Raw genomic sequence first — 14623 nt, 5'->3', positions numbered from 1 at the left:
GCATTGAAGGATCGCGTGCCGCCAGGGAACGCGCGCGTCGCTATTCAGTGCGCGTCCTCGTTGACCGGAACGCGACCGGCCGGTTCTCGCCGGGTAATCGTGCCAGGGCGGCACGCCTGGGCGAGAGGGGCTCTGCGCGGCGCAACGGTCGGTGCGCGGTGCAGCAGACGACGGGCGCGTCTGTGCAGCGGCCAGTCGACGAACTGGTAGAGCGCGGCGCCCATCGCCGTAGCGACGATCATCGTGAGGATCACCCCGAGCGGAGCCGTCGGGTCGAAGCCGTTGATCGCGCCCGGCAGCAGCTTTCGCGCGGCTTCCACGCAGTAGGGATGGCTCAGGTAGATGGCATAGCTCGCGTTGCCGATGAATATCGCGGCGCGAGTCATCGGCCCCGAGCCCATCGCCGATTCGAGACTCAGTGTGCTGACAATCAGCACGAAAGCCGGAAGACCGTAAAAGAGCAACGGCGCATTGGAAAGGTCGTGCCAGTTGATAAAGGCCATCCATGCATAAGCGGCCAGCGCGATGCACCCGGCAAGCGTCGGCTTGATCGGGATACCGAATTTCCAGAACCGGTACGCCACGAAACCGAGCGGGAATTCGAACATGCGCTCGTTCGTGTAGAACGCGGCAAACACGCCGTGCGAGCGGGACGCCTTCGCCGCACAAAAGATCGCAAGGATCACCACGGACGTGAACAGCAGGCGGTGGCGGCGCACCAGCACCAGCGAAACGGCTGTGGCCGCGTAAAACAGCATTTCGTAATTCAGCGTCCAGCCGACGAACAACATCGGAAATATCTGGCCGCTTTCCTTGCGATAGGGAATGAAGAACAGCGACTTCAGCAGATTGCCAGGGTCCGCTGTGGTCGAATTCAACAACGCGGGCGCGACGAGCGCGCCGGCGAATACGCCGAACGTCAGCACCCAGTAGAGCGGCACGATGCGCGCAATGCGGTCCGCGAGAAAGCGCTGTGTAGTCAGTTCGGGATTGTCCAGCACGAGCGCGATGACGAAACCGCTTATCACAAAGAATATGTCCACGCCGAATTCACCGAACGTATGTCCGGTGGGCGACATGATGTGAAAGAAGATGACCGTTATCGCTGCAACCGCGCGCAGCACGGTAAGGGACGTGAGCTTTTGCATGGTGGATGCGCGGTCTGCGCGTTCGCCAGTGGCGGCCGGAATGAATGCACTGTATTTGCGCGGCTATTCTGACATTGTCGAAAAGTATGCGGATACGTATTTTTGTGTGCGGCCGTACAGAAGTCAGCAATTAGTTAAAGCGAATTGAGCTTGTCCGAAATTCGAAAGTCTCTGTCCGCACAACCGGGCCGCAGCACATTACATTGACTTCCAGTCCAATACCGCTTTCGCGCACGCAGTGGCGCGAAAGCGGATTCCACGGAGTCGCGATATGAAAGCCATTCAGTTCAAAACATTCGGCAAGCCGGAAGTGCTCGAGTACGTCGATCTGCCGACGCCCGCGCCCGGCGCGGGCAGCGCGCTCGTGCAGGTGTACGCCGCCTCGGTCAACCCGAGCGACGTGAAAAACGTCTCCGGCCATTTCGAGCATACGGTACCGCCGCGGGTGCCTGGGCGCGACTTCAGCGGCGTCGTGGTGGCGGGCCCCGAAGCGTGGCTCGGCGCCGAGGTGTGGGGAACGGGCGGCGACATCGGCTTCACGCGCGACGGCACGCATGCCGAGTTCATCGAGGTGCCCGTGGCCGCGCTCGCGCGCAAGCCCGCGGCGCTCTCGCACGCGCAGGCGGCGTCGATCGGCGTGAACTTTGTCGTGGCGTGGCTCGGCGTCGTCGATTACGCGCGTCTCGCCAGGGACGAAACGATCGCCGTGACTGGCGTGTCGGGCGGGGTGGGCGGCGCGGTCACGCAGATCGCGAAGGCGCGCGGCGCGCGCGTGATCGGCGTGGGCCGCGAGGCGCCGCTGGCCGGTTCGCCGGCCGCGCGTCTCATCGACGCCTTCGTGCCCATGAACGAGCGCACGGCCGAACGCGTACGCGAGCTAACCGGCGGCGCGGGCGCGGACGTGGTCTACGACGCCGTGGGCGGCGTGGCGTTCGAACTGGCACTGTCGCTTGCGAAGCGGCGCGGCCGCGTGGTCGAAATCAGCGCAACGGGCAAGCGGCGCGTGGAATTCGATCTCATCGACTTCTACCACAACGAAACGCAGTTGCTGGGCGCCGATAGCGCGAAGCTCGGCGTGGCCGAATCCGCGCCGCTCATGCACGCGATTGCGCAGGCGTTCGACGCGGGCCAGTTCGAGCCGCCCGTGGTGGCCGCGCATTTTCCGCTCGCGCGTGCGCGCGAAGCCTACGAGGCGGTGGCGGCGGGCACGCCCGGGCGCGTCGTGATCGACATGGCGTAAGCGCCCCACGAACGAACGGGAGATGACGATGAAGGGGTATCTGGTGTCGTTCGCGGTCGGCGCGCTCGCGGGGCTGCTCTACAACGTGCTGCACGTCAAATCGCCCGCGCCGCCGACCATCGCGCTCGTCGGGCTGCTCGGCATGCTGGCGGGCGAGAATGCCGTCGGCTTTGTGCGCGCTTGTGTTGCGCATCTCGTGGGGTGAGCGGGGCGTTCCTCGCTCACCGTGTACCTCCGGCTTACGCCTCGGCCCGCACGAGCCGCTCGGGCAGACGCGCGCGCAGGGCCCGCGCGTCGAGCGCGGCCAGATCCTTGTCGAGTTCGAGCGTGACGAGGCTGCGCGTTTGCGCGTCGATCGCCTTGCGCAGCACGCCGAGGAACGCGGGCGGCGCCGCGAGCACGAGCGTGCCGTAGCGTGCGTCGTTGCGGGCCTTCGCGAGCGTCGCCGCGATTTCCGCCGCGAACACGGTGGCTTCGTGGTCGTGCTGGCTGGTGTCGGGATCGGTGGCGCTGCGCCCGAAGCCGACGCGGTCGGTGGTCCGCCCCGGTTTGTCGGTCACGAGGTTCTCGTCCGTCATGCGGCCCTGAAGATGCAGCAGGGTTTCGACCTCGTCGATGGCGCCCAGCGGGCTTTCTGCGGCGAAAATGCGCGCGGTCACGCGGTTGGCGACGACAATCCAGATCGTTTTCGACATGTTCGACTCCCTGCCATGGCGCCCGGCGCCTGCGGCTGCCGGGCGGTTGAGTGGACTCGCGCCACGCGGCGTGAACATCAAGGGTAGCGCGCTTCGCGCCGCACGGCACGGGAAGTGCCGCCGCCCTTGCAGGCGGCCCGCTGGCGGGGTCACTGGCATTCGCGCCGAGCGCGAAGCGTGGGGAGCGCGAGCCGCGCGCGGCCGTCGCCTGCCCCTCAAACCGTCTTTCGAAGCGAAACGGGGCCGCATGCGGCGAGACGGCGCGAGCGCGCCGCCTGGCCGTCATCCGCCGTTTTCAGCGCTTGCGCGTCCTGCGCACCACAAGCCACTTGGGCGAGCGAAAACGCACGATGCTCACGTAGAGCCACACGTAGGTCAGCGCGAACAGCACGACGAAACAGAACAGGTGCAGCGTGTGGCGCCAGAACAGCGTGGCGGGAATCACGGCGATCAGGCAGAGCAGCCACAGGTACGGCGACGTGAGCGAATTGCGCCGCGTGAGTTCGCGGGCGTTGCGCGCGCCCACCACCCAGCGCATGAGACGCTTGTAGACGAGCATGTGCAGGTGCACGCCGTCGGGAATGCCGGGCGACATGCCGCGCACGAACTTCTTCCGGTAGATCGAGAAGCAGGTCTCGAAGATCGGATACATGAAGAGCAGCACCGGATACCACGCCGAGACGTCGCGGTTGCGCATGACGAGCAGGATCGACAGTTCGGCGAGCATGAAGCCGATGAAATACGCGCCGCCGTCGCCAAGGAAGATCAGCCCCGCCGGGAAATTCCACATGAAAAAGCCCAGCACCGCGCCCATCATGATGAACGACGCGGAGAGCACCACGGGATCGTGCACCTGGAAAGCCACGTAGGCGAGCGAGGCGAACATCATGAACGCGACCATCGAGGCGAGGCCGTTGAAGCCGTCGATGATGTTGATCGCGTTGGCGAGCGCCGCGACCGCGAGCACGGTGATGACGAATGAAATCGGCGCGTAGGAAAGCAGGAAGTCGAGCGGCGGCACGCTGATTCGCGTGACCGCGATGCCGAGGAACCAGAACGCGAGCGCGGCGGCGGCCATCGTGCAAATGAGGCGCGCAAGCGGCGAGACGCGCTTGGTGAGGTCCTCGATCAGCCCCGAGGCGAACGCGGGCAGCCCGCAAGCGACAATGCCGAGTATGCCGCCCGAGACGGCCGGATACGCCCCGTGCAACTGCGCGGCGGCCACGATGAGCCCGGCCAGGATGCCCGTTCCGCCGATGCGCGGCACGGGCCGCACGTGAAATTTCTGCACGCCCGCGAGATCGGAATCGACGGAAAACCGTTCATGCAGATGCGCGTAACGCACGATCAGCAGCGTGACCAGCAAGGAAACGAGAAAGCCGAGGGCGAAACTGAGCATGAAAGGGAACCGCGACCGGAAGGAGGAATGCGCGATTATACAAAGGCGGACACGCCGCCCGCGCGGAACCTCCTGCGGCCGGCGGCGCGCTCAGGTTCCCGGCGTGTCCGCCGGTGTGATCTCGAGCAGGATGACGTGATCGGGCACGTTCACGGTGAGCTGGCTCAGGTCGCGATGGCTTTCGAACGGTTGCGCCGAAGCTAGCGGATCGTACAGGTCGACACGTTTTGCTTTTCCGCCAAAGCTGAGATCGACGCGCGCGGGCGGGCTCGCGAGCGGGGTGCCCGTGGCCCGGTTCCAGATGAGCGTTTCGTTCCAGAGCACCAGCACGAAGCGTCCGTCCTTCTTTTGCAGCAGCAGGCTGTTTGCCGATACCGGCATATCCGAAAGCGTATAGGCGAGCGTAGTGTGCGCCGCTGCGTTTGCGCGTCGCGTGGCGTTGGCGCTCAGGATCGACGTGAGATTGCGAATCGCGTAGGCCACGGGCTTGGGGCTGTTGTCGTTGCGAAAGAGCCCGTAATGCATTTCGTCGTTCTTGCGCGTGGGATCGGGTTTTTCGTCTAGCAGTTCATACACGTAGAGGCGCTTTACGCCCGCCGCCGCCGCGTCCATATAACCGTTGAGAACGCCCTTGGCCTGTGTCGGCTCGTCCACGCCGAGCATGTACCAGCCAGCCTGCGGCAAGGAGAAGTAGCCGAACTCGGTGATGACGAGCGGCAACTGGAACCGCTGGCCGAGGTGAATGGCGGCAAGCATCCACTTGTCGCCGTTTTCGTTCCAAAGCGGTTGTTCGCCGTTTTGCGGATAGACGTGCTGATTCGCGTAATCCGCCGAATTGGCGCGCGTCTCGACCGACTTGGGGTCGAAGCCGGTCGCGTCGTATACGGGCACTCCTTTAAGTTCCGGCATGCCGTGTATGCGTGCGTAGAGGTCGCGTTGCACGGCAAGCCCGGCTGCGGCGCCGGTAAGCCCCTGGTAAGCCACGGGAAAGTTGTTGAGTTCGTTGGGCCCTTCGATGGCCGCGACGCTGCCTGGCACTTCGGTATTCAACTTCGCAACCTGCCCGATCTGCTTTTCGAAGTCCGCGCCCATCAGGAAGTTGAATTTCACGCCGCGCTGCGCGAGATAGACGTAACTCGAGAACGGAATGGAGGAGCCCGGCGCGTAGTCGCGAACGTGGTGGATGCCGAGCCAGGCCATGTCGTCGGCGACGTTGTGCACGTTGACGTACGCGCCGTCGGTGTAGCTCACGTGGGTCACGACAGCGAGCGTCTGGAGAAAGTTCTCGGCCGGCATGGCCTGCACGGCGCCGCTCGCGTGCACACTCGACACGCATCCGAGCGCGCAGACAGCCGCGGCGAAGCTACCGACGGCGCGCATGCCGAACCGGCGGATGGAATCGGCAAGCGGAGCAGGGGTGACTGGTACGGATTCCTTCACGCCATATTCCTCGCCTGAGACGGTTGCCGGTTGCCGGTTACTGCGCACTCGAAAGTCATTTTGCCGTGTGGTTGCCCCAGCCCTATGTGCGACGGCGAACGGATAAGTATTCCGCAGGAGATTAGATTCCGCTTACCACAGATGGCGCGAGTGAATAATAAAAATCGCACTGAATCCCGCGGCGCCCAGGGTAAACATTCAGGATTCCTTCATATTAATCGGCTGATCCTGTCGCGGGAGCGTTGCGCTATGTGCGCTATCGCACATAGCGCAAGGTGCGCACGTGGCTTGTGGAGCGGCTCGCGCGCGGTTCGGCTCATGAGGCGGCGACGATCACAAACCGTTGGTGGGGTTGCGCACGGTTCCTGCGTCGCCCCCGCCGTAATGTGTTGTCGTGACTTATCGGGGCGGGCGTCGCGCACATAGGGATCGCCCGAAACAAGGAGATCCGTGCGTTCGCCGGTGGCGGACGACCGCGCCAGACCATGAACGTCTGACGAACACGACACGCACTGGGGTAGGGAAATGTCAGAGCTAACGCAACGGTCAGAGTTTACGCAACGTACGGTCGACGTCGTGCTGCAACGCACGGTCGATGTCGTGCTGATCGTGCTGGGCGCCATATGCGCGGTGCACCTGAATCTGAATTCCGCGCAGGTGGCCGCGGTGCATCACCCCGATCCCACTCTGGTGGCGTTCTGCGCCGCGCTCGCGTTATCGGTGTTTCCCGCATGCGGAACCTATGGCACGCGTGGCAGCCGGTCGCTTTTCAGCGTCGCGGGCCGCACGGCGATCGCATGGCTTGCCGTGCAGCTCTGCGGACTCGTACTGCTTTACTCGATTCATCACGATCACCTGCTGGCGCTGCCGTGGTTCATGTACTGGACGCTGACAACGGGCATTTCGCTGCTCGCGTCGCACACCCTGTTCTTTTCGGAATTCAGCGTACTGCGACTGACCCGTGCCTGGTGGCGCCGGGAAGCGCTGGAAGTGGATTCGCGCAGCACGGTTCGCGACGCCGTAATCGGGCATGCGCTGAAGCGTGCGTTCGATATCGTCGCCGCAGTCAGTGCGATGGTTCTCCTTTCGCCGCTGCTCGTCGTGATCGCGTTGATGGTCAAGCGCGATCATGGTCCCGCGTTATACGGCCATACGCGTGTAGGCCGTCACGGCAAGAAATTTCGCTGCCTCAAATTCAGGTCGATGGTGATGAATTCGGAGCAGGTGCTCAAGGATCTGCTCGAACACGATCCCGAAGCCCGCGCCGAATGGGAGCGTGAATTCAAGCTCAAGAACGACGTGCGCGTAACGCGCATCGGCCACTTCCTGCGGCGCACGAGTCTCGACGAATTGCCGCAGTTGTGGAACGTGCTGCGCGGCCAGATGAGCTTCGTCGGCCCGCGTCCGATCATCGACCAGGAACTGGAGCGCTATGGCGAGGCCAGCAAGTATTACCTGATGGCGACGCCCGGCATCACCGGTCTGTGGCAGGTGAGCGGGCGCAACGATATCGACTACGCAACGCGCGTGTCGCTCGACGTGGCCTATGTGATGAACTGGACCTTCCGTAAAGACATCGGGATTCTGTTCAAGACGTTTTTCGTGGTGATTCGCGGTACTGGCGCGTATTGACTGGCGCAGAAGCGGCTGTTCTTTTCGGGTATCCGGGCCACACGGCATGGCCTGGAACACGGGTAAAGGGATTGGGGGTATTTGCAATGGGACTGAACGCGATGGAATCTATCGAGGCTGCGTCCGGGCGTCTCGGGCAGAAATTCGGCGTGGCGAGAGCGCTGCGCCGCGGGGCCGCGTGTGCGGCGTGGCTGGCGCTCGTTGCGATGAGCGGCTGCGCCCTCGCGCCGGGCATGTCGTACACGGCGTCGAACTCGGGCGGCGGGACGCCGGCCGGCGCCTCGGTGCCGGATAGCGTGGTCGCCAAGGGATTCTCCGGCGCGCCATCGGGATCGCTCGTGGAGATCACGCGCGAACTGGTGGACAAGGAGATCGCGCAGCGGCCCAAGGGCATTCCCACCGATGTGGAAAAGCTCTTCGCCAAGGCCACGCCGTATCAAATCGGCCCCGGCGATATTCTCACCATCGTGGTCTGGGACCACCCCGAACTCAATCTTCCCGCCGCCGGCGGCGGTGGCGACGGCGCATCAAGCTCGGTCTCGGCCGGCTACACCGTCGACACCAACGGCTTTATTCAGTACGCCTATATTGGCCCGCTGAAGGTCGCGGGTCTCTCGGAAATGGGCGTGCGCGATATTCTCGCGGACAAACTCGCGAAATACGTGCGTCAGCCGCAGATCACCGTGCGCATCCAGTCGTACCGCAGCAAGCGCGTGTATCTCGACGGCGAGGTCAAAACGCCTGGCGTGCAGGTGCTCAACGACCGGCCGATGACGTTGCCCGAGGCGATCAACCGGGCAGGCGGCTTCACTGCCAATGCCGACCGCTCGCATGTTTCGGTCACGCGTGGCGACACGACCGTCGATATCGACATGCCGTCGATGATCCGCAAGGGCTTCAATCCGGACCGGATCATTCTGGACGACGGCGACCTCGTGCGTGTTTTCGCAGCGACCGACAGCAAGGTTTTCGTCGTGGGCGAAGTCGAGCATCCCGGCGGCGTGACGTTCAACAACGGCCACATGACGCTCAACGAAGCGCTGGGCAACGCGGGCGGGATCAGCCAGTCGTCGGGCGATGCATCGCAGGTGTACGTCGTGCGCGGACGCGACACCAGCCAGCCGGTGGTGTTCCATCTCGACGCCAGCAGTGCCGCCGCGATGGCCACGGCCGATTCGTTCGACCTCAAGCCCAACGACGTCGTATTCGTCGATACGTCTTCTCTCGTGAAGTGGAGTCGTGTCATCAGCCTGATTTTGCCGACGACCCAGGCCGCGGCAGCCAGCCGCGCGATTGGATACTGATGCGCACATGAACGATATAGACCATACGAACCGCGCCGGTCGACCTTTTCGGGGAAACACGATGAATAACCGCGACTATCTGCTCGAAGGGACTGTGGAGACAGTCATGCCGATCGCCCCCGATGGCGGGCATATGGGCAATCTGCTGGATACGCTGTATTCGGGCCGCAAGACGATCCTGCTCGTCACGATTCTCTTTACGCTTGTGGGCTGCGTCTATGCGCTGCTCGCTTCGCCCGTCTATCAGTCGGACATGCTCATCCAGGTCGAAGAGAGCCCGAATGCCGCGAAATCGGCGCTAGCCGATCTGTCCCAGTTCGCGGTGAAGACGCAGGCGTCGGCGGAAATGGAGGTATTGCGCTCGCGGATGGTCGTTTCCTCCGCCGTGGATGCGACGAAGCTGTATATCAAGGCGACGCCGCGGTATTTCCCCGTGGTGGGCCGCTGGGCCGCACGCCATCTGAACCTCGGCAACTGGTTGGGATGGGGCGGTTACGCGTGGGGCGACGAAGCGATCGACGTGACGCAATTCGACGTGCCGGCCCGGCTGCAAGGCAGACCGTTCGTCCTCACCTACCGGGGCAACGGCGCCTACACCCTGGAGGGCGGCGGCCTCACGCTCGAAGGGCGCGTGGGTGAAACGCTGCATGCGCCGACCGTGGGCGGCACCATCGACCTCCTCGTGAACCGGATCGCCGGACGGCCGGGCACGATATTCAATGTGATGCGCCTGTCCGAACTGAGTGCGATCCAGTCGTTGCAGAACTCCATCGCCATTACGGAAAAAGGTAAGGAATCCGACGTTATCGGCGTTTCGCTCGATGGCGAAGACCCGGTTCTCACCAGCACCATTCTCAATGCGATCGGCAACGAATACATCCGGCAGAACGCCCAGCGCACCCAGGAAGAGGCGCAAAAGCAGATTGCCTTTCTCGATCAGCAACTGCCGGTGCTCAAGGCCCAGCTCGAAAAGGCCGAGAACGAGTACAACTCGTTCCGCTCGGATCACGGCGCGGTGAACCTGGGCGCCGAAGCGTCGGCGCTGTTGCAGAGTTCGGCGCTGGCGCAGCAACGTATCTCCGATCTGCACCAGCAGCGCGCGCAACTGGAGGCGCGTTTTACCGACGACAATCCCGCTCTCGTCGCGGTAAACGGGCAACTGGCCGAAGCCCAGAAGTCGCTGGAACACCTGGCCGACCAGACCCGCGCGCTGCCGCCGGTGGAGCAGCAGCTCGTGCGCCTGCAGCGGGAAGTGACGGTCGACACGAACATCTACACGAACCTTCTGAATAGCCGCGAGCAACTGCGTCTGCTCAAGGCCGGCCGTGTATCGAATGTGCGCATGATCGATGCGGCGGTGCCGCCCGAGTGGCCCATCCGGCCCAAGCGCGCGGTCGCCGTGGTTGCAGCGGTGTTTACGGGCTTGTTTGCCGGCGCGGCGCTCGTGCTGCTTCGTCGCAAGCTCAATCGCGGTGTCTCGGTCGTGGACGAGATCGAAGCGGGAACGGGGCTCGCCGTCTTTGCCGCCGTGCCGCGCAGCCGCATCCAGCATGGGCTTACGCGCCGCCTGCCGCATGGCGCGCCGGGCACGAATACGGTGCTCGCCCATACGGCCGTGTTCGATCCCGCGGTGGAGAGTCTGCGCAGCTTCCGTAGCGCGCTCGAACACAAGCTCGAGGATGCGGACAACCGCGTGGTGCTGCTGGCGGGCCCCACGCCGATGGTCGGCAAGTCGTTCGTCTCGGTCAATCTCGCGGCCGTGTTCGGCGCATCGGGCAAGCGTGTGCTCCTGATCGACGCGGATTTGCGGCGCGGGTCGCTGAACCTGCATATGGCGGTGCCGGGTATGCCGGGCGTGACGAACATCTTCGAGCCCTGCCAAAGCTACGAGCACGTGGTGAACCGCGATGTGATGCCGGGCGTCGACTTCGTCGCGACCGGCGGCTATGTGACGAATGCGAGCGAACTGCTGCGAAAGGACGCTTTCAAGAATTTCGTGGCCTGGGCCAACATGACCTACGACCTCGTGCTGATCGACGCGCCCCCGGTGCTGCCCGTGGCCGACGCCGGGATCATCGGGAAACTGGCGGGCACGGTGTTCGTGATCGCGCGCCAGGGCGCGACAAGCGTGGCCGACCTGCGCGAGTCGGTTCGTCGTTTCGAGCAGGTTGGCGTACCGATTCACGGCGTGATCTTCAACGACATGACCGCGCGGCCGGGACGCTATGGCAACGAGTACGCGGCATATGGCTATTCGAGCTATGGCTTTGCCAAGGAGGCGGGGAGAGCAGGGGCCGAATAGCGGGTATCGCCGGCAGCGTTGATTTGATGACCGTGCTAGCGAATATCAATGTCGTGTCCGAACCTCCGGATGCGAGATATGAACACTCTACGCGACATGCAAATCGTCACGACGGCGAAAATCCTCCGGGCCCTCGGCAAGAGCGGCTATGGTTGCCGGCTGATAGAAGCAACGGGAAGCACGCGGGTCGGAGCCGCGACACTGGGATTGATGCTGGGATATCGGCGTAGTTTCCGTACACTCGGTGAGGCCGAGAGGGCAGTCAAGCCATACGGGAAAGGCGGCCACGAAAGTACCGCAAACGTCGACCTGCATATCGGCTTTTCGGTCAGATTGAGCGACTACGCCGCGTTTTATTACCTGCGGGATCGCGTGCTTCACATTCAAAAGGTATTTGATCTGGGCGGGAATGTCGGCAATCTTTTCTATTGCTATAGAAATTACGTGCCTCTGAGAACGGACATACGCTGGATAGTCTATGACTTGCCGGAAACGATTGCGCGCGGAGAAGCGCTCGCAAGCAGCAGGAATATAACGAATCTCCAGTTTACCGATGACTTCCGGCAGATCGACGGCGCGGACTTGTTCGTTGCCAGCGGATCCCTTCACTATTTCGACAAGTCAGTGCCGGAGCTGCTCTCGCACGTCGGGCGGCTTCCCCAATACGTACTGATTAACCGAACTCCGCTCACAGAGGGACAGGACTTCGCGGTTGTTCAGGATGGCGGCCACATTCGTGTCGCTTGCATGCTCTACAACCGCTCGAAACTCATTGCTGATTTCGGGCGTTTGGGCTACCAGGTGGTCGGCGAATGGGAGTCGCCCGATTTCCGGGTTCCGGTGCTGGATCGGCCTTCCTCCAGCGTGGGTGCCTTTACGGGCCTATGGCTTGAACTCCGGTAGATCCGGATTCACCCAATTCCTTCTCCGACAGCCGCTGGCCGCACCACGACGCGCGTGCCTGCCCTATTCGCCTTCGATTGCTTAAAACCGGTTCGGGATGCGTGAGTTGGAGCGGCATGAGCGACGGCGAACATTCGCCGGATCAAAGACGGGCCACACTGCAATACATACAAATTGCATGTCGCGGCTTGGCAAATCCAGCCGTGAGCGACGCTCTGGACCCAGCGATGAAAAACGTGCATGCCCCGAATCTCATGATCAATGGCCGCTTCCTCGGCCGCCGCGCGACGGGTGTCGATCGCTTTGCGTTCGAGACGATCCGCGCGCTCGACCAGTTGATCGAACTGCGCGATCCGCGCGTCGCCGGATTGCGCACTGAGATCGTCGTGCCCGAAGCGCTGGCCGCCCTGCCGAATCCGTTCCGGCACGTCGGCCTGCGCGCGAGCGGAAAGGGCGGCGGTCTGCGCTGGGAGCAACTCGCATTGCCACAAGCGGCAAGCGGCCGGCTACTGCTCAATCTCTGCAACTCCGGGCCGCTGATGTATCGCCGTCAAATTACGGTGCTGCACGATGCTGCGCCGGCGCGCGTGCCAGACAGCTACAGCCGCGCCTTCGTGGCCTGGTACCGGCTGATGGCGCCGCGCCTGGGCCGTATATCGCAGCGTGTCATTACGGTGTCCGAATTCTCGCGGCGCGAACTGTGCGACGCCTACCGGATTCCGGCGGAGAAGATCGGCGTCGTGCCAGAGAGCGGCGAGCATATGTTGCGCGTGCAACAGGATGCGAGCGCCACGGCGGAAGCGGCGCCCGACGAACGTCCCTTCGTGCTTGCAGTGGGAAGCCTGAACCGTCACAAGAATTTTCAGCTCGTGGCCGACGCCGCGCGCCTCATTCGCGAGGCGCAGTTCGATATCGTCGTGGTGGGTGGAGGGGACGCCCGCGTATACGGAACGGGCCAGGACGCGTTGCCCGCGTTCGTCAAGCATCTCGGGTACGTGAGCGACGGTGAACTCGCTGCGCTCTATCGGCGTGCAGCGTGCTTCGTTTATCCGTCACGCTACGAGGGCTTCGGGTTGCCGCCGGTCGAAGCGCTGGCGCTGGGCTGCCCGGTGATTGCTTCGCGGCTGCCGGCTGTCCAGGAGGCATGCAGCGACGCCGTGCTCTACACGTCCCCGGACGATCCCGCGGAGCTGGCGAGCCTGCTCGAGCGAATCACGAGCGACGCCGCATTGCGGGAAGGCTTGCGTACCCGGGGCCGCGCGCGGACCGCTGAACTTACCTGGCAAGCCACCGCCACCAGGTTGATCGAGGAGATCTCGCCGTGGCTAATGTAACGCTTGCATCCAGTCTCGCCAACGATCCGCGCCGGTTCGGCCGTGTCGCGCTCGTGCATGAATGGCTTGTTACGTATGCGGGATCGGAGAAGGTGGTGGAGCAGATACTTCAGCTCTTTCCCCAGGCCGATCTTTACAGCGTCGTGGACTTTTTCCCCGAGTCGCTGCGAGGCGTGCTGGGCGGTCGACACGCCACGACCTCGTTCATTCAGCATTTGCCACGAGCGCGCAAATCGTTTCGCACGTATCTGCCGCTTATGCCGCTGGCGATCGAGCAATTCGACCTTTCGTCCTACGATCTCGTGATTTCCTCGAGCCATGCGGTGGCCAAGGGCATTTTGACCGGGCCGCACCAGGTGCACGTCAGTTACGTGCACTCGCCTATCCGGTATGCGTGGGATCTGCAGCATCAATACCTGTGCGAAGCAGGGCTGCAGCGCGGCATGAAAAGCTGGATCGTGCGGGCGTTGCTTCACTACATGCGTATCTGGGATCAGCGCACGGCGCATGGCGTGGATGCCTTTGTGGCCAATTCCGCTTTTGTTGGGCGACGCATTCGCAAGGCTTACGGGAGCGACGCCACGGTGGTCTACCCGCCGGTCGATGTGGAGCGATTCGAATTGGGCGAGCAGCACGAAGACTTCTATTTGATTGCTTCGCGCATGGTGCCGTACAAGCGGATACCGCTCATCGTCGAGGCATTCGCCGCGATGCCGTCGCGGCGTCTCGTGGTGATCGGCGACGGCGCCGAATTTGCGCGCGTGAAGGCTTGCGCCACGCCCAATGTGACGTTGCTCGGCTATCAGCCCGACGAGGTGCTGGTCGACTACATGCAGCGCGCGCGGGCGTTCGTCGTCGCCGCAGAAGAAGACTTCGGCATTTCGGTGGTGGAGGCACAAGCCTGTGGCACTCCGGTCATCGCGCTGGGTCGCGGCGGGTCGCGCGAGATCGTGGTGGATTCGCCGGACCCCGAGCGCGGCACGGGGTTGTTCTTCAGCGAGCAGAGCGTGGAATCGATAGTCGATGCGGTGGAGCGCTTCGAGCGGCAACCCCCGCTCAAAGCGGAAGTCTGCCGCCGCAATGCCATGCGCTTTACAAGAGATCGATTCAAGCAAGAGTTCCTCAGTGTTGTGGAACGCGCGATGGATGCCGACAAAGTGCCCGCCGACACGCCGCCCGTGGTGCGGCGCTGGCACTCGGCCTGAGCTGGCGAAATAACGAGAACC

12 protein-coding genes are annotated in these 14623 nt (G+C 63.4%); 8 read left to right on the top strand and 4 right to left on the bottom strand.

Annotation, left to right across the window (positions count from 1 at the left end):
• Positions 1-44: 44 nt before the first annotated feature.
• Entirely contained in the window at positions 45-1148 is a 1104-nt protein-coding gene (locus tag U5768_RS12320; protein WP_322030672.1) for an acyltransferase, read from the bottom strand.
• 271 nt (positions 1149-1419) lie between these two features.
• Here U5768_RS12320 and U5768_RS12315 point away from each other — a divergent pair, with 271 nt between their 5' ends.
• Together U5768_RS12315 and U5768_RS12310 are read left to right on the top strand one after the other, a co-directional pair.
• On the top strand, positions 1420-2388 hold the full coding sequence (locus U5768_RS12315; protein ID WP_322030671.1) for a zinc-binding alcohol dehydrogenase family protein: 969 nt from the start codon (positions 1420-1422) through the stop codon (positions 2386-2388).
• Between the two features lie 28 nt (positions 2389-2416).
• On the top strand, positions 2417-2593 hold the full coding sequence (locus tag U5768_RS12310; RefSeq protein WP_322030670.1) for a DUF1427 family protein: 177 nt from the start codon (positions 2417-2419) through the stop codon (positions 2591-2593).
• Between the two features lie 34 nt (positions 2594-2627).
• Here U5768_RS12310 and U5768_RS12305 read toward each other — a convergent pair whose 3' ends face one another.
• The 3 genes from U5768_RS12305 to U5768_RS12295 form a co-directional block, all read right to left on the bottom strand.
• On the bottom strand, positions 2628-3083 hold the full coding sequence (locus tag U5768_RS12305; RefSeq protein ID WP_322030669.1) for a host attachment protein: 456 nt from the start codon (positions 3081-3083) through the stop codon (positions 2628-2630).
• Positions 3084-3378: 295 nt separating this feature from the next.
• Positions 3379-4482, bottom strand: coding sequence for a glycosyltransferase (locus U5768_RS12300; protein WP_322030668.1), 1104 nt, complete (start codon positions 4480-4482; stop codon positions 3379-3381).
• A gap of 90 nt (positions 4483-4572) precedes the next feature.
• Positions 4573-5922 (bottom strand): calcium-binding protein, encoded by a 1350-nt coding sequence (locus U5768_RS12295; RefSeq protein ID WP_322030667.1) that lies wholly within the window; start codon positions 5920-5922, stop codon positions 4573-4575.
• A 525-nt stretch (positions 5923-6447) separates the two neighbouring features.
• Here U5768_RS12295 and U5768_RS12290 point away from each other — a divergent pair.
• From U5768_RS12290 to U5768_RS12265, 6 genes are all read left to right on the top strand, one after another.
• Positions 6448-7554: a sugar transferase gene (locus U5768_RS12290; protein WP_322030666.1), complete on the top strand. Its 1107-nt coding sequence runs from the start codon at positions 6448-6450 to the stop codon at positions 7552-7554.
• A gap of 101 nt (positions 7555-7655) precedes the next feature.
• Positions 7656-8858 carry a polysaccharide biosynthesis/export family protein gene (locus U5768_RS12285; protein WP_415913888.1) on the top strand — a complete coding sequence of 401 codons (1203 nt, stop codon included), beginning with the start codon at positions 7656-7658 and terminating at the stop codon, positions 8856-8858.
• A gap of 61 nt (positions 8859-8919) precedes the next feature.
• Positions 8920-11160: a GNVR domain-containing protein gene (locus U5768_RS12280; RefSeq protein WP_322030665.1), complete on the top strand. Its 2241-nt coding sequence runs from the start codon at positions 8920-8922 to the stop codon at positions 11158-11160.
• Positions 11161-11238: 78 nt separating this feature from the next.
• Positions 11239-12063: a methyltransferase, TIGR04325 family gene (locus U5768_RS12275; protein ID WP_322030664.1), complete on the top strand. Its 825-nt coding sequence runs from the start codon at positions 11239-11241 to the stop codon at positions 12061-12063.
• Between the two features lie 227 nt (positions 12064-12290).
• Positions 12291-13397 (top strand): glycosyltransferase family 1 protein, encoded by a 1107-nt coding sequence (locus U5768_RS12270; RefSeq protein WP_322030663.1) that lies wholly within the window; start codon positions 12291-12293, stop codon positions 13395-13397.
• Entirely contained in the window at positions 13385-14602 is a 1218-nt protein-coding gene (locus U5768_RS12265; RefSeq protein ID WP_322030662.1) for a glycosyltransferase family 4 protein, read from the top strand. The genes U5768_RS12270 and U5768_RS12265 overlap by 13 nt, the downstream gene beginning before the upstream one ends.
• Positions 14603-14623: the final 21 nt, after the last annotated feature.

It is taken from the genome of Paraburkholderia sp. J76 (genome assembly GCF_905220295.1).
GTDB lineage: Bacteria > Pseudomonadota > Gammaproteobacteria > Burkholderiales > Burkholderiaceae > Paraburkholderia.
The sequence above is the reverse complement of the archived record's forward strand: the minus strand, read 5'-3'. Positions and strand labels throughout refer to the sequence as shown.

Excerpts from the sequence above, each read along its gene's own strand:
- U5768_RS12270 (WP_322030663.1), top strand. The coding sequence starts at position 12,291 with ATGAAAAACGTGCATGCCCCGAATCTCATGATCAATGGCCGCTTCCTC.
- U5768_RS12285 (WP_415913888.1), top strand. The coding sequence starts at position 7,656 with ATGGAATCTATCGAGGCTGCGTCCGGGCGTCTCGGGCAGAAATTCGGC.
- U5768_RS12300 (WP_322030668.1), bottom strand. The coding sequence starts at position 4,482 with ATGCTCAGTTTCGCCCTCGGCTTTCTCGTTTCCTTGCTGGTCACGCTG.
- U5768_RS12280 (WP_322030665.1), top strand. The coding sequence starts at position 8,920 with ATGAATAACCGCGACTATCTGCTCGAAGGGACTGTGGAGACAGTCATG.
- U5768_RS12290 (WP_322030666.1), top strand. The coding sequence starts at position 6,448 with ATGTCAGAGCTAACGCAACGGTCAGAGTTTACGCAACGTACGGTCGAC.
- U5768_RS12275 (WP_322030664.1), top strand. The coding sequence starts at position 11,239 with ATGAACACTCTACGCGACATGCAAATCGTCACGACGGCGAAAATCCTC.
- U5768_RS12305 (WP_322030669.1), bottom strand. The coding sequence starts at position 3,083 with ATGTCGAAAACGATCTGGATTGTCGTCGCCAACCGCGTGACCGCGCGC.
- U5768_RS12310 (WP_322030670.1), top strand. The coding sequence starts at position 2,417 with ATGAAGGGGTATCTGGTGTCGTTCGCGGTCGGCGCGCTCGCGGGGCTG.
- U5768_RS12315 (WP_322030671.1), top strand. The coding sequence starts at position 1,420 with ATGAAAGCCATTCAGTTCAAAACATTCGGCAAGCCGGAAGTGCTCGAG.
- U5768_RS12320 (WP_322030672.1), bottom strand. The coding sequence starts at position 1,148 with ATGCAAAAGCTCACGTCCCTTACCGTGCTGCGCGCGGTTGCAGCGATA.